This window comes from Vibrio sp. 2-Bac 85, assembly GCF_037546705.1.
GTDB lineage: Bacteria > Pseudomonadota > Gammaproteobacteria > Enterobacterales > Psychromonadaceae > Psychromonas.
The window spans coordinates 104742-124879 of the sequence record NZ_JALAAB010000015.1 but is presented as its reverse complement, the minus strand read 5'-3'; the positions used below and the strand labels follow the sequence as shown (position 1 = coordinate 124879).

The window sequence follows — 20138 nt, the reverse complement described above, 5'->3', positions numbered from 1 at the left end:
AATGCTGATGGCACGGTGAAATACACACCGAATGCTGACTTTAATGGGGCGGATAGCTTTACTTATACTAACGAAGAAGGTGAAGTAGGAACTGTCAATGTAACGATAACACCGCAAGATGATCCTACTATCATTCAAATTGCAGGGGCTAATTCAGCACAAGGGAGAGTTTTGGAAGATGGTGGAAATCTTCAAAGTGTTCAGGGGACCTTTATATTTAGTGATGCTGACTATACAGAATCAGATACATATGAACCAACTTCTACGTTTATAAGCTCTACTGGTGGAAGTGAAGCTATTGGTGATCTCACATTAACACCTAATCCAACGGCTAGTAAACCAGGTCAATTTCAATGGGAATATGTTTTAAATAATGAAGCTGCACAATATTTAGATGCAGGTGAACGTATTACTGAAATTTATACGGTTTCTATTAACGGTGTAACGACGGATGTCCCTATAACAATTTTTGGTGCTGAAGATCCAACTGAAATTACTGTAGATGCAAGTGCTGGAGATACTGCTCTGGGTGAGGTTACTGAAGATAAGGATATAAATGACGATAAATTGATTGTATCGGGTAAATTAACATTTAGTGATGTTGATACCACTGATAGTGAAAATTTCAATCCTACAGTTACTTTTACCAATACAACTGGAACTGCTCAATTAGGTCTTTTAACTATTAATCCCGATGGTACTTGGAATTACGAAGTTGATAATACAAACAATGACATTCAGGCATTAGATTCGAATGAAACAATCACTGAGACTCATACTGTTAATCTGAACGGTACAGTGCAGGATATTGTTATCACTATTAATGGTGTCGATTATGCGCCAGAGGCAGTTGACGATACTGAAATGACTTACGATACAACGATTCGTCTAGATGAATTACCTCAATATGGAATATTGCAGGTATCTGTTGATGGTGTTTGGGTTGATATGGTCGCTGGTGAAGAGTATGACTCTGATTCTGAAGTGCAATTTGTACCTGACGAAGAAGAAATTAAACTCAACTCTGTTGATATTGGTATAGGTTCATTTGATGATGATGGTAGTTCAGACTATGTGGCTAGTGTGAATGACTGGGGAACGGTTAACAGTGATGGTACAGCAGTAACTGCAATCAGTGGTAATGCAACGATTAAAACCTCGTTAAAAACTACTGATGAAAATGATTCCACTATATTAACAGCATGGAACGGAAACACGCATATAGGTAGTGGTATTGGTAACGGGGATGACAATGGACTAAGCCAAGGTGAGACACTTGTTATAGACATTGAAGGTGAAAATATTAACGAAGTAACCTTTACGCTTGATGGTTTAGGTGGTTATTTTGATGAGTCTAGTAAATATGCGACTAAAGTAAGCATCACAGCTTATTTTGAAGATGGAACAAGCGAAATACAATCTCATTACAGACAAAGTGGTTCTTTTGTAGATACTTATACCTTTACCTTTGATAAAGAGTCACCGGTGGATCGCTTTGAATTAACAACTTCCGGATCAAATGGTACCTATGTAGTACAAAATATGACGCTATCTAGAACCGTTACAGATGAAATTACATTTACTAGAACACAAGCAGATGGTAGTGAAACAACCGAATCTGTTGTACTTGACCTTAACTATAATGATGCAAGTGAAGCCGTTGATGTGACAAATTATTTACCGGCAGTAGATACTACTATTACCGAAGGTGTTATTTTCACTGATGAAAACAGTTCAATTGCTATTGATTTATTGTCTAACGATTTCGACGATGATAATGAAGAAATCATTATCACAGAGATAGCAGGGCAAAGTGTCATAGATGGTGGTGATGCTGTAGATATCACCGTTGATGGCCTTATTGTCGGTACTGGGAAGCTTGTTGATGGCAAATTGGTCTTTACCCCTAGTGAAGAGTTAGGCGTAACCTTAAATGATGGCGACTCTAAAGAAATTGATATTGAGTACACCATTAGTGATGGTTCTAAAACCGGTACAGCAAAAGCTACAGTACGTGTTGATGGTGTTGACGAAGCCAATAATTTAATAATGACTAGTAGTTTGATCGTTAATGAAGAGTCTGTTAGTGATGCTTCTGTTGTTACATCTCAACCAGTTGCATTTGATGATGCAAGTCCAAAAACAGGTCTTTCTGGTAAATACTGGGGTTATGATGAAGCACTGGAGGAACAAAATACTTCTTCCTTAGATGTGGTAAAACAGTACATTATTGATAACCCTACAGCTGACATTTCCTTTATTTCTACAAAGCTTGATTATAAATCTACAGGTGATGTTGATCAAAGTTCAGGTGTTGCTGTTGGTGCAGATGATAGTGGAATACCTGCAAATCTTGTTGCTTTCTTAAATAGTGATGCTGACTCTATTGTTACGATTGACGGTGGATCTTCAGAAACCGCTACTGATGGAATTATAGCTGTATCAGGCAACTTAAATGTTGAAGAAGCAGGTATTTATCTATTTACAGTTAATCATGATGACGGTTTCCAGCTTATCATCGATGGAGAAGATGTATTTACATATAGTCTTATCACAGCACCTGTTGACTCGATTGCAGAGATCGCATTGTCTGCAGGCTTACATTCTGTTGAGATAATTTATTGGGATCAAGGTGGCGATTATGTCCTTGATTTAAACATGAGCCTCAATGGGATTGGCGATAACGTTTGGATTGAAAGCAATCTTAGTAATACAGAAGACAGTCCAAACACGCTTATTGATACACCAATTACACTTGATTTATTAGCGAACGATGTTGGCCAAGGTATTAGTATTAACACACTTAGTGATCCTGAATATGGTTCACTTGAAATTGTTAATGGTGATGTTGTTTATACTCCAAACGATGGGTATACAGGGACAGATTCTTTTACTTATACAATCAAAGATGAGAATGGTTCTATTTCAAATGCCGCTGTGGCGTATGTCACTGTACTTCATTCTGCTGAAACTGGGGTTCTTGAGGAAGTCACTGATATTAGTGATGCTACTGTTACTAATACTGATGTAATGGAGCCTGTTGAGTCACTGACTGCCGATGCAGATTCTATTATTACAGGCGATGAGAACAATAATACGCTGACCGGTGGAAGTGGTAATGATGAAATATTCGGAGTTTCTGGTAACGATACATTAAACGGCGGAGCCGGTAATGATATGTTGGATGGCGCTTCTGGTGAAGATATTTTAAATGGGGATGATGGCCAAGATATATTATACGGTAAATCTCAAAATGATACTCTGAATGGTGGAGCTGGTAACGATACGCTTTACGGTGATACAGGTAACGATACTTTGAATGGTGATCAGGGAGATGATCTGCTATTCGGAGGCAGTAATACAGATGCGCTAACTGGTGGTGCTGGTGATGATCAACTTAGTGGTGATGGCGGAGAAGATCAATTAGATGGTGGTTTAGGTGACGATATATTAATTGGTGGAGTAGGTAATGATCTTCTAACTGGTGGTGCTGGAATTGATACGTTTGTTTGGACTGCTAGTGATACATATGGCAGTGATACGATAACAGACTTTAATGTTAATGAAGATAAATTGGACTTAAGTGATCTATTACAGGGAGAGTCAGAAAATACCCTTGGAGACTATTTAGACTTTAGTTTCGACGGAAAAGATACAACAATTACAACATATCAAGACGGTGGTTACTCTCCTACACAGAAAATCGTATTAGAAGATACCCAATTAGAAGGGATCGATACTGTGGGTAAGGTATCCGATTTTGATAAAGAAATTGTTATTAATAATCTGTTAAACGATGGCGCTTTAATCATTGGGGACACGGTTGTTGAAGATACATCCTCACTATTAGATGATGAAATTGTTTAAGTGGAATATGTATAATTAATTATGTTTAAATGATATTTTATTTAACGTTATCTTGTTTAAATGGTTTTTAAGTGTATTTTAATTAACTATTTAGGTAACGTTTTTTAAGATCATGTTTTTAAATAGATAACTACTTATAAAAACGTTAGTATTCTTTCTATTACGCAAATGAAAATAGTCGTCATAATGCTCTCTAAGGAGGGTTATGATGACTATTGATAATAAAGGGTCAACATTGAAGCAAACAAAGCCTCAGTCAGGACAGTGGGAAATAAACAGCTCAACTCGTATTGGACATGATCCATTATTAGATTGCTTAGTTCTATTAAGTGAGCATTTCTCTACGCCCTGTTCAGCAGAATCATTAGCGGCAGGTTTACCGTTAACTCATCAACATCTTACTCCTGAGCTACTCCCACAAGCCGCGAGTCGAGCTGGGTTGAGTGCAAAAATGGATCGTAGGAGCTTATCTGCTATCCCTGATATGTTGCTGCCTTGTATTTTAATGCTCAAAAATAAACAAGCCTGCATATTGCATGAGATTGATATCACCGCTGATAAAGCGCGTGTTTCATTTCCTGAAACGGGTGGTGAAGAACTGTTAACCATTGCTGCATTAGAAGCTGAATATGTAGGTTATCTTTTCCTGATTAAACAAAAATATCATGGTGATCGTCACTTTGATGTTCATATTCACGATACTAAAAAGCATTGGTTATGGAGCAGCATTCGAGAATCTGCACCAATTTATCGAGATGTGATTGTTGCATCTATTTTAATTAATATATTTGCATTGTTGTCACCATTATTGGTGATGAATGTGTATGACAAAGTAGTGCCTAATCTTGCTTTTGAAACGTTATGGGTATTAGCCATCGGAGCAGGTGTCGCTTATATATTTGATCTTATATTAAAGCAAATTCGAGCCTACCTCATTGATGTAGCAGGTAAAAAAGTCGATGTAGAAATATCATCTAAACTGTTTGCTAAAGCAATTGGTATCCCTCTAGAAAAAAGATCTTCAAGTGTGGGTGGCATGGCTCGTCAACTGGGTGAGTTTGATAGTATTCGTGATTTTTTATCTTCAGCAACCATTACCGCATTAGTTGATTTACCTTTTTCTATTTTCTTTATCTTTATCATTTGGTTAGTTTCTGGCGACTTGGCTATTTTCGCAGTCATTGCGACTGTATTAATTATTAGTTATAGCCTGATTGTGCAAAGTAAATTAAAAGTAGCAATTGAAGAAAGTAATAAATTTTCAGGTCTACGACATGGTCATTTAGTAGAAAGTTTGTCTTCGATGGAGTCAATAAAAGCTAATGGCGCTGAAGGTATTATTCAACATACTTGGCAACAAATGGTTGGTCATACTTCAAAGTGGCAATTAAAAGTAAAAGTGATAACTAATTCAGTGGCTAATGTATCAAGCTTCATTATACAAATCTCTGTTGTTGCTGTGATGGTATTAGGAGTTTATCGAGTATCTGAAGGTCTGATCTCTATGGGGGCGATTATTGCGGCGGTGATGTTGTCTAGTAGAGCGATTGGGCCGATGGCTAAAATTGCTTCGTTAATGACTCGCTATAATCAAACGATGAGTTCTTTACGTCAAATCAACAGTGTTATGGAGCAAGAAGGGGAGTTTGAGAATAAAGGGCACCTAGTAAGTCGCAACAAGTTACAGGGGAATATTGAATGTGAGCAAGTATCATTCCATTATCCTAATACTGAAAAAACAGCTCTATACCCTTTCTCTTTGCACATTAAACCAGGTGAAAAAATTGCAATTATAGGGCGTAATGGGTCAGGGAAAACCACATTAGCAAAACTAATTTTAGGCCTTTATAAACCTGTGTTAGGGAGTATTCGCTACGATGGTCTGCACCAAGGACAAATTCATCCGAGTGATTTACGCAGTAATATAGGTTACTTACCTCAAGATATCATTCTTTTTCATGGCACGATTAAAGACAATATTCTGTTCGGTACTCGACAAGTTACTGAGTATCAATTATTACGTGCTGCTCAGTTATCGGGTGTGACACTATTTACGGATTTTGCTTCTGAAGGTTTGGATTTACAAGTTGGTGAAGGGGGAATAACGTTATCTAGAGGTCAACGTCAGGCTGTTGCATTAGCGCGGGCTATTTTGAATGATCCGCAAATATTATTGCTTGATGAGCCCACTGCAAGTTTAGATGCACGTGCTGAAAAACAGTTTATTAGTTCAATGAAACAAACCATAAAAAATCGCAGCTTGTTGCTGATCACTCATAAGATGCATCTATTACAGTTGGTTGATCGGATTATTGTACTAGAGAATGGAAAAATAGTCGCGAATGATGCAAAGGATATTATTTTAGAGAAGCTTGCTTCAGGTAATCTTAGTACTACTGGAGGAGTTAAATCATGAAAATATCTAAACATGATTTAGAAATGGCCGATGATGTTTATGGTGCGATGATAACTCAAACACCAACTGCACAGCGCTTAACTGTGTGGGCTTTAGCTGCTTTATTCGTATGCTTTTTTGTGTGGGCTTATTATGCAAAATTAGATCGAGTGACTCGAGGAGAAGGTAAGGTTGTTCCTTCTTCACAAGTACAAATAATTCAAAGTTTGGATGGCGGTATTTTACAAGATTTATACGTGAAAGAGGGGATGCTAGTCACTAAAGGTCAGCCTTTAGCGCGTATTGATGACACTCGATTCCGCTCAGATATGGCACAACAAACTCAAGAAGTTGACGCACTTAGAGCTGATATTATTCGTTTAAGATCGGAATTAAGCAGCATCTTGATAGCCAATGTAAAGGATTGGAAATTACAAATAAAAATAGAACAAAAAATATTACAGTTTCCTGAAGATTTGCAAACCACTGCCGCTACACTAGTGGAACGCCAGCAAGATGAATATATTGGACGTTTAAACAGCTTAGAAAACCAAGTTGCAATCCAGGCCCAACAAATTAAACAACGCCAACAAGAAATTAAAGAAATAGAATCTAAGATCAGTACATTAAGAAGTAGTTTACGGTTAGCAAACAGAGAAATGCGTTTAACTCGCCCTTTAGCTGAAAAAAATATTGTGCCTGAGGTAGAGTACTTAAAATTACAACGAACCGTTAATGATTTAAATGGCGAAATTAATTCATTACGAGCACAAATACCAAGGCAACAATCTGCCTTAGAAGAGTCTATCTTAAAAAGACGTGAACTAGTGTTTGCATTTCGTACAGATGCTCGAGCTCAATTAAATGAAAAACAGGGAGTACTTTCTAGGATCACAGAAGCACAAGTAGGTGTAAAAGATAAAGTAACTAAGGCTCTGATCACTTCTCCCGTTGTTGGTACAGTAAAAACCTTGCATATCAATACACTAGGTGGTGTAGTTAAACCTGGCCAAGTACTATTAGAAATAGTACCAACAGAAGATAAGTTACTAGTAGAAGCTAAAATAATTCCTAAAGATATTGCATTTATTCATGTGGGCTTACCTGCACGCGTTAAAATTACAGCCTATGATTTTACCCGATACGGTGGTCTTGAAGGTGTTGTTGAGCATATCAGTGCAGATACTACACAAGATGAAGAAGGTAATAGTTTTTATATTGTTAGAATCAGAACCAATGAATCAAGTATGAACCGTAAAGATAAGAACGATATGCCGATTATTCCCGGAATGCTAACAAGCGTCGACGTAATGGTAAGCAAACGCACTGTACTTGAATATATGTTAAACCCATTATTACGAGCAAAAGAGATGGCGTTACGTGAATATTAAAAACGCTCATGGAGAGAGAATGAAACCATTAAAACGTGGAATAGCAAATAAAGCAGTATTAATCGCTTTTAGTTCTTTGGCATTGTTACCTTTGTCGGTGCAAAGTCAATCATTAGAGCAAGCAGTTGCTCATACTTTAGATACTCATCCTGAAATTAGAGCTGCCTTCACTCGATTTAAAGCAGCAGAGAAACAAGTGGATCAAGCAGAAGCTGGTTATTTACCGACTTTAGACGTAACTGGTGGAATTGGTTATGAGTATACCGATAGTCCAAGCACCAGAAATGACACAAATGATGATCCTGAGAACTTAACAAGACGTGAATTGGGCTTAAGTTTAAAACAAAACTTATTTACCGGTTTTCGTACCAGTAGTGAAGTGGATCGGACAAGTTATGCAACGAGTGCAGAACAATGGCGTTTACATTCAATTGCTGAAGATATTGCATTAGAGATAACTAAAGTCTATTTGGAGCTTATTGAGTCTGAAGAATTGGTTTCTTTATCAGAAAAAAACTTACAGTCGCACGTTGAAATTTATGACCAAATTAAAGAACGTACTGAATCTGGTTTTAGTAGTAAGGCGGATTTATCTCAGATTAATGGGCGTTTAGCGAAGGCACAATCAAATTTGATTGCTGCTAAAAACAATTATTTAGACAGCAAAACTAAGTTTTATCGTCTCATTGATCAAACTCCAGAAAATCTTGTTATTCCTTTTCCAGATCGCAGCATGTTACCCGCTACTCGCGATGAAGGCCTCGAAATAGCGTTTAAAAATCACCCTTCAGTATGGGCTGCAAGCAACGATATACAATCTGCACATGCACAATACGATAGTGCTAAATCAACCTATTACCCTGAAGTCACATTTGAAATTGATGCTAATTTTAATGATAACGTTGATGGTGTTGATGGTAATTACACTAGTGGAGATGTTGGTGGTAATAATAATGATGTCACGGCGATGCTTCGTTTTAAATATAATTTGTTTTCAGGCGGTAAAGACCTCGCTTATGCAAAAGAAACGGCTTATCGAATTAATGAAGCTAAAGCGTTAAATATGACCGCACATCGTGAAGTAAAAGAAGGCTTTATTTTATCTTGGGATGCATTTGAGCAATTAAATTTACAAAAGAAATATATTAAATTGCATGTTATTGCTTCTAAAGATACACAGGCTGATTATAAAGAACAGTTTAAAATAGGCCAACGTAGTTTATTAGACTTATTAGATACCGAAAATGAACTATATCAAGCGAGACGTGACTTTTTAGACGCCGAGTTTTCCGAAATAATAGCTCAATATCGTGTATTGCATTCAATGGGGAAATTATTAGACTCGTTGCGAGTGACTCGTCCTGCAACTTGGCAAGGTGAAGAACAATTTGAAGGAGGTGTATACAATGAAAATAATTAGTCTATTTGCTGCCGCTATATTAGTGAGTGGCTGTTCATCTAATATTATTGAAATGACACCGGAACCTACTGTACAAGCTTATGATTTATCGGACCTAGAAGGGGATGGCATTATATCTGCTCGTGATAAATGCCCTGCTACAGCACTCGGTGCAGAAGTGAATAATGACGGTTGCAGTACAGATAACCTTGAAAAAGTACGTGTGAAACTGTTGGTAAATTTTGATAATGACTCTGCATTTGTTGATGGTAAATATTATGCAGAAATCAAAACATTAGCAGATTTAATGAAAGAGTATTCTTCGATTACTGTGATGATTGAAGGGCACACCAGTATTGTAGGTAGTGCGCAACATAATAAACAACTCTCTTTAAAGCGTGCTGACGCAGTTAAAAACATATTAGTTAATCAATATGGCGTTGATAAAAATAGAATCAGCACGGTTGGTTTAGGATTTGAGCAACTTCTGTTTGAAGGTAATGATGAATATGTGAATGCTCAAAATAGACGTATTGTTGCTGAGATAGATGGTGCAGCAGATATTGTAGATATGAAATGGACTATTTATACCGTTGATCATCGTGAGCAATAATTATGAACTAAATGCATAGTAAATATGGTTTATTAAAAAAAATATTCTTTATTGGTTTGTTTGTATATATGAGTAGTGTTTACCTATATGCAAGCATTCCGATAAATATAGATACCAAAAAGTTAATCTCTGTATTGCAAAAGAACTATGGAGAACGTGCGGCAAAGCGTGGTTCCGCATGGTTAAAAGTTCTTAATAAGCAATATAAAGATGAACAACAAAAATTAATTAGTACTAACCGTTTTTTTAATCAACTACAGTTTACAACGGATCAAAAACTGTGGGGTGAAAGTAATTATTGGGCAACACCCGTAGAGTTTATAGGTGCCAATGCAGGGGACTGTGAAGATTTTGCGTTAGCAAAGTATTTTAGTTTATTGGCTGTAGGAGTTGCAGACGATAAATTACGTATCGTCATGGTTAAATCCTTAACGCTTAACCAATACCATATGGTTGTGGCTTATTATAAACATCCAACTGCGGAACCATTAATTTTAGATAACATCGATGGGCGTATAAAAAAAGCAAGTGAGCGTCAAGATTTAATCCCTGTGTATAGCTTTAACGGTAAACAGTTATGGTTAAACAATGAAAAAAGACAAGGCCGTGTGGCAGGGAAACCCAGTAGACTCAAACGATGGAATGATTTAAATCATCGCATGGGACTTAATCAATTAAAGCAACCTGTTACATCAATGGAGTAACTTATTTATGACACTGTTTAATCAGATCAACTCATTATTACTAGGGCTGTTTTTACTAGTAGCAACGAGTTTGGCGTATTTTCAGTTTACCCAAACAAAAACATTTATGGATAGTCAGATAGCGTCGGACTTAAATAATACAACTAATGCGCTTACATTAATGTTAAAACCACACCTTGAAACAGGAGATGTAGCCTCAGCTGAAACTGTGATTAATGTTATTTTTGAAGGTGGATTTTATAAAAAAGTTAGCCTGACTTGGTTAGAAACAAATAAAACTCAAGTATGGGAAAATCCAATTAAAGTAGCGGGCGTGCCACAGTGGTTTTTAGACCTAAATTTATTTGAGTCACAAAGTACTGAGAGTGTTATTACTAATGGCTGGATCCAACTGGCAACATTAAATTTAGAAGCAAATCCAGCGATTGGTTACAGCCAATTATGGAAAGTAATGTGCGATACATTAATTGCATTAGCAGTTATCTTTTTTGTCTCTTTAATTATTTTAAATCTTCGTTTAAAACGTATTCTTGCACCATTACATCGTGTCGCAGATCAAGCTAAACTGATTGCAAAACGAGAATTTCAACCTAATTTAGCAATCCCTGAAACAACAGAGCTTAAAGAAGTTGTACTAGCGATCAATAGTATGTCTGGTCAATTACAAGCAGTGTTTTCACAGTTAGATAAAGAAGTGGTTACCTTAAAAAAAGGAAAATTAACCGATACTGTTTCGCAATTACCCAATCGTTTATATCTCAATTCACAACTTGCAAGTTGGATTAAAGATCCCGGTTATGGCGGTTTATTAATCGCAAGGTTAGATTGGTTAGAAACAATTTATGATCAATTTGGGTATCAAGTTAGAGATAATACGATCCAAATTTTAGCCAAAGAAATGCAACAGACTTTACCTGCGGTATGCCCAAGCTTTATTGCTCGTATCTCTAATCGAGAGTTTGTATTTCTAGTCACTAAAGCATCTCAACCGCAACTAAATGTCTATTTGCAAAAAGTATCTCGCTTAATTAGCGAAGCCATGCAGAATGCAAATTATGATGGTGAGGAGCAATTTGCCATTGGTGGTGCGATTCGTACTGATGACATAACGGCTTCTGAATTATTAGCGAACGCAGATAATGCATTGCAACATGCTTTAAATGAATCAAAAGTGAGTCACTGGTACGAGAGTGTTGTTAAACAAGATATGACATTAACGCAATGGCACACTCATTTAAAAGAGGCCATTGCCAATAAATCGCTAAAATTTAAATGGCATCCTTCTGTTTCATTTACAAACGACAAAATTTTACATCATGAAATTTACAGTATTATTACTATTGATGATAAACAGATACGTGCGGCTAAATTTATGCCTTACATAGAGCAGTTAGAGCTCGGCAGTCAGTTCGATAAATCATTAATTGAAGCCATTGTTGAAAACCCTACAATGAAGTCTAGTAATAAGAAAGTAGCCATTAATATTACGCATGACAGCGTGCTTGATTTGCAATTTCATAGTTGGTTAAAAGGATTTTTGAAAGCGCAACCTGATCAAAGTCGTTTTTATTTTGAAATTCAAGAGGATGCTATTTTAAATCACCCTGAACAGAGTATTCACTTTGCTAATTTAATTAAAGAAGTGGGAGCGCAAATTGGTATTGACCACTATGGAAGAGAGATGGCGTCACTATCTTACTTACAAAATATTAAACCAAACTATGTAAAACTAGATCAATCACTGTCATGTGATATGAGTAACGAAATGGATGTAGGAGACCTGACACAGCGACTTGTATTAACGCGTGCAGTAATTAACACTGCGCTCGGTTCTGGTGTGGATGTAATCATTACAGCAGTTGAAGATTACGAACAGCTAGAACGGGTCAGTGAGTTACAAGCAACGGGTTATCAAGGTTTCATTATTGCACCTAGTGATGTGAATTAACACTTAACCAGTATTCTTTCAAAACAAGTATTCTTTTCAAACTAAGTGTTTTATCAGAATGCTAAAGCAAAAAAGGGTTAAATAGTGAGTAAACTATTTAACCCTTTTTTATAAAATAGGCTCTGTAAATAACAAGCTGGATTTATCAGTTATGATTCTTTCATTAATTGCGCATGTTGCGCTTTAAATTTTTGAAACTTAGGCGCAACCACAGCCATACAATAACCTTGTTCTGGATTTTTTAAATAATATCCTTGATGATAATCTTCTGCCGCATAAAAAGTCTCAAGAGGTTCTACGCTTGTCACGATATCTTTATCAAATAACTGTTGCTCATTAATTTGCTCAACTAATGCCTGCGCTATTTGTTGTTGTTCTTCATTGCAGTAAAATATAGCAGAGCGATATTGTGTACCGGTATCATTACCTTGACGATTAACCTGTGTTGCATCGTGTACGCTAAAAAATAAGTTTAATAATTGTGAGTAACTAATCTGCTCACTATCGAAAGTAACGTTAACCACTTCTACATGTCCCGTTGTACCTGAACAAACTGTTTCATAATCTGCTGTTTCTTTTTGACCGCCGGTATATCCTGAAATGGCACTTGTAACACCTTTTACTTGATTAAAAGCTGCTTCAACACACCAGAAACATCCTCCACCGATTATCATATTTTGTTGTGTCATTGTGCTTCCTTATTTTTTAAAACCAAACAATGTAAATTTTAGACCTAGTTAACATTCATATAAATAACTTATATAAAGTACAGTCTAAATGATCAATTTGTAAGTATCTATCATAACGTTAACCTCTGTTAGAACAAATAGATATCACTTTTTAACATAAAATATACTTTATAAACTGCCATCGTAGAGTATAAATATGTTAACTTAAGCGCCTATTTTAAGCCTTAATGTGAGCGCTTGCTTAATGCACTCATCATTATAGGGATCGAAATATGTTAAATTATCATTTCGTCGTTTATTGAACAGAGAAAAACACTATGTTTTGTCCTTTTTGTAATGCCCAAGATACAAAAGTTATTGATTCACGTCTTGTTTCTGAAGGCTCTCAAGTTCGTCGTCGTCGTTTATGTAATGAGTGTAATGAAAGATTCACTACCTTTGAATTAGCGGAACTTATTATGCCGCGTTTGATTAAATCAGATGGCAGCCGTGAACCATTTAATGAAGAAAAACTGCTTGTGGGTATAAATATCGCACTAGAAAAACGTCCGGTTAGTATTGAAGCGGTAGAAAGTGCAGTGAATAAATTAAAATCTACATTGCGCGCAACTGGCGAGCGTGAAATACCTTCCAAAATGGTCGGCGAATTAGTGATGGATTTACTTAAAAGCTTGGATAAAGTTGCTTACATTCGTTTTGCTTCGGTCTATCGTGCTTTTGAAGACGTTAAAGAGTTTGGTGAAGAAATTGCTAGATTAGATACCAATAAATGAAAGCATTAAATAAAGCATAAATATTGCCAATAAAGCTTAAGATTATTGACTGCTTGTTGAAAATACAGCACGTTAATTGTTCCGATTAATGAATGAATTAATTATTAAAATCAATAAAAGTACTAATAAAATGCTATTTACCGAGCTTGATGAAAAATATATGCAACGTGCCATCGCACTTGCTGAACGTGGCAGATTCACTACTTCTCCTAACCCAAATGTAGGGTGTGTGATTGTTAAAGAGAACAAGATCGTTGGTGAGGGGTTGCATCACAAAGCGGGGGCTGGTCACGCTGAAGTAAATGCGTTAGCAATTGCCAAACAACAATCTATTGGTGCTACGTGTTATGTCACCCTAGAGCCTTGCTCTCATTTTGGACGAACGCCTCCGTGCGCTTTAGCATTAGTTAAAGCGGGTGTTAAACGTGTTGTAGTTGCAATGGTTGATCCTAACCCTAAAGTTGCAGGGCGTGGTATTGCCTTATTACAAGAAGCGGGGATTAAAGTCGATGTGGGGTTGTTAACCAAAGAGGCTGAGCAGTTAAATTTAGGCTTTATTACTCGAATGAAATATAAGCGTCCAAGAATAACTGTAAAAATGGCGTCAAGTCTAGACGGTAAAACAGCATTGAAAAATGGACTTAGCCAATGGATAACAGGCCCAGATGCAAGAGCAGATGTGCAATATTATCGTGCACAGCAAAGCGCTATTTTAACAGGTATAAATACTGTGTTAGCCGATGATCCTAGTTTGAATGTGCGTTATCAAGAGCTTTTAGCCAGTCCTGCTTTTAATAGCGAATTAATGAGTGAAGCTAATCTGCGCCAACCGATGCGCATTATTTTAGATTCTAATAACCAATGTACATTACAAGAAAAATTATTTAACTTACCCGGTAAAGTTTTATTAGTGTCGTTACAAACTCGAGATAGCAGTGCATTCAAAAATTGTGTGGCGGAAGTCGAGCAAGTTATTTGTAGCGCAGACAATCATCAACGTATCGACCTTAATGCGTTAATGATTTTGTTAAACGAATATGAAATTAATGACCTATGGGTGGAAGCTGGTGCAACTTTAGCTGGCGAATTGTTCAAAAAAGAGCTGGTTGATGAATTTATTCTCTATCAAGCGACAAAATTAATGGGCGATCAAAGCAGAAACTTAGTAAACTTACCTAACTTTTCCACGATGAACGAAATTATTACCCTTAAATTACACTCTGTGATGCAGATAGGTGATGATATTCGTCTGATTAACCATCGAGAATAATATGTTTACAGGCATTATTGCAGCAGTGGGCAAAATCACTGCAATTAAAAATAATGAAAAAGATATGACTATCACCGTGCATGCTGGCGAGTTAGATATGAACGACGTCAAACTCGGTGATAGTATTTCCAATAATGGTGTTTGCTTAACCGTAACACGTTTAGGTGAAAGCTCATTTGATGCGGATGTCTCGCATGAAACTATTCGATTAAGTGGCTTTGCAAATATTCAACCCGGATTTGTGGTCAACCTCGAAAAAGCCATGCAAATGAATGACCGTTTTGGTGGTCATATTGTGAGTGGTCATGTTGATGGGGTTGGGGAAATAACGTCTATTTCTCCATTAGGCAATGCAGTTGAATATTGGATCAAAGCACCCGGTGATTTGGCTAAATATATTGCTAAAAAAGGCTCGATTACCGTTGATGGGATCAGTCTTACAACAAATGATGTCGATGGCGCTAGTTTTAAATTAACCATCATCCCTCATACTATCAGTCAAACCACGATGCAACATTATGCTGTTGGCAGTCGTGTTAATTTAGAAGTGGATGTGATTGCACGTTATCTAGAACGTTTAGTATTAGGCGAACATGCTGCTGACACAAATAAAAAACAACAGTCGACAATGGAACTGCTAGCAAAAAGCGGGTTCATGGGTTAATTCATAAGGTTTAAGGAACAAAAATGAAGTTAAATACAACTGCAGAAATCATCGAAGATATTCGCTTAGGCAAAATGGTTATCCTAATGGATGACGAAGACCGTGAAAATGAAGGTGATTTGATCATGGCTGCGGACCTAGTAACGCCTGAAGCAATTAACTTCATGGCAAAATATGGTCGTGGTTTGATTTGTTTAACACTGACAGAAGCTCGTTGTGAAAAATTAAAGTTACCATTAATGGTAGAAGATAATACGGCTGCATTTTCAACTAACTTTACGGTTTCTATTGAAGCTGCGGAAGGCGTGACAACGGGTATTTCTGCTGCAGACCGCGCAGTGACTGTATTAGCCGCTATTGGTAAAGATGCAAAACCGACAGATATCGTGATGCCTGGCCATATATTCCCGCTTAAAGCACAAGAAGGTGGTGTGTTAACTCGTGCCGGACATACTGAAGCTGGTTGTGATTTAGCTCGTCTTGCGGGTCGCGAACCTGCTGGCGTGATTGTTGAAATCTTAAATGAAGATGGCAGCATGGCGCGTCGTGCTGACTTGGAAGTTTTTGCTAAGCAACATAATATTAAGCTAGGCACAGTTGCTGATTTAATTGAATACCGTAACAACAATGAAACGACCATTGAACGTGTTAGCGAATGTAAATTACCGACTGAATTTGGTGAATTTGATTTGGTCGCTTATCAAGATACTATCGACAAACAAGTACATTTTGCGCTAGTTAATGGTGAAGTAAAAAGCGATGCTATTACTAATGTGCGTGTTCATTTACAAAATACATTTGCTGATAACTTCTTTTCTGATCGTTTAAGTCCTCGCACTTGGCCAATGCATAGTGCTTTGGCGCGTTTAGCCAAAGATGGTGGAGTGTTAGTGATGTTAGGACACCAAGAAACGGCAGAATCATTGATCGAACAAATTAAAAATATTCAGCAAGAAGATGCCGGTGAACGTATTGCCGCTAAAGCACAAGGTGCAAGTCGTCGCGTCGGTGTTGGCTCGCAAATTTTACGTGATTTAGGCGTGCAAAAAATGGCTTTGTTTAGTTCGCAGAAAAAGTACCATGCATTATCTGGTTTTGGACTAGAAGTGGTTGAATACATCACCGAATAAACAGTGTCAGTATAGAAATAAACTGTGTTAGAATGCACAAAAATTTTGTAATAAGGGTAGAAAATGAAAATAATTGAAGGTGGCTTAGCCGCTCCACAAGCTAAAATCGCAATCGTAATCTCTCGCTTTAACAGCTTTATTAATGAGCAGTTACTTGCTGGCGCAGTTGATACCCTTAAACGTACAGGTCAAGTTGCTGATGAGAACATCACAGTGATTCGAGTACCGGGTGCTGTTGAGCTGCCATTAGTAGCTAAACGTGCTGCTACATCTAAAAAGTTTGATGCTATTGTTGCATTGGGTTGTGTTATCCGTGGTGGTACACCGCACTTTGAATTAGTGGTTAACGAATGTAATAAAGGCCTAGCAACTGTATCGTTAGATAACGATATTCCTGTTGCATTTGGCGTTTTATCAACAGACTCAATTGATCAAGCAATTGAGCGTGCTGGAACTAAAATGGGTAACAAAGGTAGCGAAGCTGCTTTAAGCGCATTAGAAATGGTTAATGTGATGGCGGAATTAGGATAATGAAAATGAAACCTGCTGAACGTCGTCGTGCTCGTCAGTTTGCTGTGCAAGCTATTTATCAATGGCAAATCACGCAAACAGGTGTGTCACAAATTATTGAACAATTCTCTGTTGACCAAGATATGTCAAAAGCTGACGTTCCTTACTTTAAAGAATTGTTGATGGGTGTTGTACAGAGAGTTGAATCGTTAGATGAAAAACTTTCTCCGTACCTATCTCGTAAAATTGACGATGTTGATATGGTTGATATTGCCGTATTACGTTTAGCGATGTTTGAGTTAACTTACCGTACTGATGTGCCGCCTAAAGTAGTGCTAAATGAAGCGATCGAATTAGCAAAAGATTTTGCAACCGATGAGTCATACAAATTTGTTAACGGTGTGTTAGATAAAGCACTTCGTAGCTTAAAGTTACGTGAAGAAATCTCAAAATAATTACAGTGATTATGTGTAATGATAATAAAATCCAGTTATTTATAACTGGATTTTTTTTCGATAAAAAATGGATAATTAATTTTATGGGCTCTTAGATTCAAGTAAAAAGTGCCGTTTTAGATTAGTCTTTAGTCTATTTAATTGCCCGATTAAAAAACACAAAATTTTAAAATTAACAGTCATGAAAATAACCAAAACAATAACTAAAACAATAACTAAAACAATAACTAAAACAAGGAACAGAGATGAACAAGAGTTTAGCCACTAACCTAATTGCAGCATTAATCTTAGGTTTTGGGTTTGTACTGGGTGAAACTGAAATTGCAGCTATATTAATTATGGTGGGATTGTTTGCGCTATCGGGAGCCTTAACCAACTGGCTTGCTATATTTATGTTGTTTGAAAAAGTTCCATTCTTATATGGTTCAGGTGTTGTACCCGCTCACTTTGAAGAATTTAAGTCAGGGATTAGAAGTTTAATGATGACGCAATTCTTTACTGCAGAAAATGTGGATCGTTTTTTATCTGCTGGTAGTTTTTCGCCTGCACAACTCAATCTACAACCCGTGATCGAAAAAGTGGACTTAAATCCAACCTATGACGGTTTAATAAAAGTGATTATGAACTCCTCATTTGGTGCTATGTTAGATATGTTTGGTGGTGAAGAAGCATTGAAACCATTAAGAGAACCTTTTATCAAACATATGAAAACATCAATAATCGATTTAACTAACGATGAAAAATTTATCGAACTATTAAAAACTGAAATTGAACAGCCAGATATGATGCAAGATATTTTAGCTAAAATAGAAAAAATAATAGAGCAGCGTTTGAATGAACTGACGCCACAATTAGTGAAAGAGATCATTCAAGCAATGATCAAAAAACACTTAGGTTGGTTAGTTGTATGGGGCGGTGTATTTGGTGGTTTGATTGGTTTAGTGAGTGCACTTATCGTCGCTTAAAGCTGATCTTTTTTTAAACGGCGTATTTTAGCCATCATTAAATTAACTTAGTTAATCAATAAAATAGTATCGGTTAATGCAAATCGATTATAAAAAAATACTACTCTTAAAGCCTGTTTTACGCAGGCTTTATTTTTATATTTCATGGGAATAAGCCTGTTATGTTTAATAATACTTTTGTATTAACCACGTTAGCATTATTAGCTTTTGCTGCTAATTCCGTTTTTTGTCGATTAGCTCTCGGTGATAACCAAATCGATGCAGGTAGCTTTACTGTGATCCGATTGTTTTCTGGTTGCATTTTCTTAGCTATTTTCCTCGCTGTTAAGCATTTTTTTATTGATTTAAAAAAAGTCGCAAAGCAGGGCGTTATTAACAAAAAAAGTACAGGTAGTTGGATTAATGCAATTTGGTTGTTTATTTATGCACTAACATTTTCATACGCCTATATTCAGTTAGATACCGCAACGGGGGCCTTAGTATTATTCGCTACTGTGCAAGTCACCATGTTGGTAACACGTTTATTTAAAGGGCACCTATTAAGTCGTGCCGAGTTATTAGGTTTAATTCTAGCCGTTGCTGGTTTTATTTATTTATTAGCACCACAAATGTCCAGCCCTTCTTTAATTGCATTTATATTGATGTGTATGTCTGGTATAAGCTGGGCTTTTTATACTTTAGCAGGTAAAAAAAGTACTGACCCAAGTGCTGATACCATTTTTAATTTTTTCCGTACTTTGCCATTCCTATTCATTTTTGCATTTATTAATATTGAGACTACCCAGTTAACAATAGAGGGAGTGCTATATGCTGTCTTATCTGGTGTATTTGCCTCTGCGCTAGGGTATTTGTTGTGGTACCAAGCATTAACGTCATTACGTCATAACGTTGCAGCCGTTGTACAATTATTAGTGCCTGTATTAGCTGCCATTGCAGGCTTTGTCTTCCTTGGTGAATCCGTGTCATTGGTGTTTGTTATATCCAGTATGATGATTTTGAGCGGCATTCTTTTAGTAATTAAAAATCCATCATTAAAAGCATCTGTAGCGGTGAAATAATCGAGGAAGTATGATCCTCTCTTTGTTTTACTTAATGGATTTAATCACGCTGATCTTTTTCAGCGCAGTTGTCACATTTGACACAATTTAATTGCTGTCCGATCATCGAATTTCGGCCTTGTTTGGTGGTTACCCATAATCGAACCATCCAGGGAGGATTATGCCTAACATGTTGAAAGTGACCACAGACTAACTGTGCAACCCAATGCTCTTCGTGATCTTTATGATAACCCGTGATTTTTTGTTTCATTAAGCCAAGTCCATTTATTAGATACAGTAGAAATTTTAACATAGCAGGGGCTATTTT

The 20138-nt window shown here is 36.8% G+C and carries 17 protein-coding genes; 15 read left to right on the top strand and 2 right to left on the bottom strand.

The annotated features are described in order from the left end of the window. From MT390_RS15095 to MT390_RS15065, 7 genes are all read left to right on the top strand, one after another. The coding region (locus tag MT390_RS15095; RefSeq protein WP_499441987.1) for a VCBS domain-containing protein at positions 1–3867 on the top strand (3867 nt) is incomplete at its 5' end. A 205-nt stretch (positions 3868–4072) separates the two neighbouring features. Further along, positions 4073–6283, top strand: a complete 2211-nt coding sequence (locus MT390_RS15090; protein WP_499441985.1) for a type I secretion system permease/ATPase — start codon at positions 4073–4075, stop codon at positions 6281–6283. After that, on the top strand, positions 6280–7653 hold the full coding sequence (locus tag MT390_RS15085; RefSeq protein WP_166373081.1) for an HlyD family type I secretion periplasmic adaptor subunit: 1374 nt from the start codon (positions 6280–6282) through the stop codon (positions 7651–7653). The genes MT390_RS15090 and MT390_RS15085 overlap by 4 nt, the downstream gene beginning before the upstream one ends. Before the next feature lie 19 nt (positions 7654–7672). Beyond that, entirely contained in the window at positions 7673–9073 is a 1401-nt protein-coding gene (locus MT390_RS15080) for a TolC family outer membrane protein (protein WP_166373080.1), read from the top strand. Then, positions 9060–9665 carry an OmpA family protein gene (locus MT390_RS15075; RefSeq protein ID WP_166373079.1) on the top strand — a complete coding sequence of 202 codons (606 nt, stop codon included), beginning with the start codon at positions 9060–9062 and terminating at the stop codon, positions 9663–9665. Before MT390_RS15080 ends, MT390_RS15075 begins: the two co-directional genes overlap by 14 nt. Before the next feature lie 11 nt (positions 9666–9676). Then, positions 9677–10369, top strand: a complete 693-nt coding sequence (locus MT390_RS15070; RefSeq protein WP_166373078.1) for a transglutaminase-like cysteine peptidase — start codon at positions 9677–9679, stop codon at positions 10367–10369. Positions 10370–10376: 7 nt separating this feature from the next. Beyond that, positions 10377–12317, top strand: coding sequence for a bifunctional diguanylate cyclase/phosphodiesterase (locus MT390_RS15065; protein WP_499441983.1), 1941 nt, complete (start codon positions 10377–10379; stop codon positions 12315–12317). A 149-nt stretch (positions 12318–12466) separates the two neighbouring features. On the opposite strand, the gene msrA is transcribed toward MT390_RS15065, so the two are convergent. Then, a complete protein-coding gene (msrA, locus tag MT390_RS15060) occupies positions 12467–13006 on the bottom strand; it encodes a peptide-methionine (S)-S-oxide reductase MsrA (protein ID WP_499441982.1) in 540 nt (179 codons plus the stop codon). 317 nt (positions 13007–13323) lie between these two features. Between msrA and nrdR the strand changes: the two genes are divergently transcribed. The 8 genes from nrdR to MT390_RS15020 all read left to right on the top strand — a co-directional run bounded on the left by nrdR (position 13324) and on the right by MT390_RS15020 (position 19831). Next, positions 13324–13779, top strand: coding sequence for a transcriptional regulator NrdR (gene nrdR / locus MT390_RS15055; RefSeq protein ID WP_166373075.1), 456 nt, complete (start codon positions 13324–13326; stop codon positions 13777–13779). A gap of 88 nt (positions 13780–13867) precedes the next feature. Beyond that, positions 13868–15049: a bifunctional diaminohydroxyphosphoribosylaminopyrimidine deaminase/5-amino-6-(5-phosphoribosylamino)uracil reductase RibD gene (ribD, locus tag MT390_RS15050; RefSeq protein WP_499441980.1), complete on the top strand. Its 1182-nt coding sequence runs from the start codon at positions 13868–13870 to the stop codon at positions 15047–15049. A 1-nt stretch (position 15050) separates the two neighbouring features. Continuing rightward, positions 15051–15713 (top strand): riboflavin synthase, encoded by a 663-nt coding sequence (locus MT390_RS15045; protein ID WP_499441978.1) that lies wholly within the window; start codon positions 15051–15053, stop codon positions 15711–15713. Between the two features lie 23 nt (positions 15714–15736). Beyond that, the gene (ribBA, locus tag MT390_RS15040) at positions 15737–16843 is read left to right on the top strand and encodes a bifunctional 3,4-dihydroxy-2-butanone-4-phosphate synthase/GTP cyclohydrolase II (RefSeq protein WP_166373072.1); all 1107 of its coding nucleotides are present in this window, start codon (positions 15737–15739) and stop codon (positions 16841–16843) included. Between the two features lie 63 nt (positions 16844–16906). Further along, entirely contained in the window at positions 16907–17374 is a 468-nt protein-coding gene (gene ribH, locus MT390_RS15035) for a 6,7-dimethyl-8-ribityllumazine synthase (protein ID WP_166373071.1), read from the top strand. Next, complete coding sequence (gene nusB, locus MT390_RS15030; protein ID WP_499441975.1) at positions 17374–17808, top strand: transcription antitermination factor NusB; 435 nt, start codon at positions 17374–17376, stop codon at positions 17806–17808. Before ribH ends, nusB begins: the two co-directional genes overlap by 1 nt. Before the next feature lie 245 nt (positions 17809–18053). Further along, a complete protein-coding gene (locus tag MT390_RS15025; protein ID WP_499441973.1) occupies positions 18054–18773 on the top strand; it encodes a DUF445 domain-containing protein in 720 nt (239 codons plus the stop codon). Positions 18774–18934: 161 nt separating this feature from the next. Then, complete coding sequence (locus MT390_RS15020; protein WP_499441971.1) at positions 18935–19831, top strand: DMT family transporter; 897 nt, start codon at positions 18935–18937, stop codon at positions 19829–19831. Between the two features lie 40 nt (positions 19832–19871). On the opposite strand, the gene MT390_RS15015 is transcribed toward MT390_RS15020, so the two are convergent. Continuing rightward, positions 19872–20081: a DUF3565 domain-containing protein gene (locus MT390_RS15015; protein WP_499441969.1), complete on the bottom strand. Its 210-nt coding sequence runs from the start codon at positions 20079–20081 to the stop codon at positions 19872–19874. Between the last annotated feature and the right edge of the window lie 57 nt (positions 20082–20138).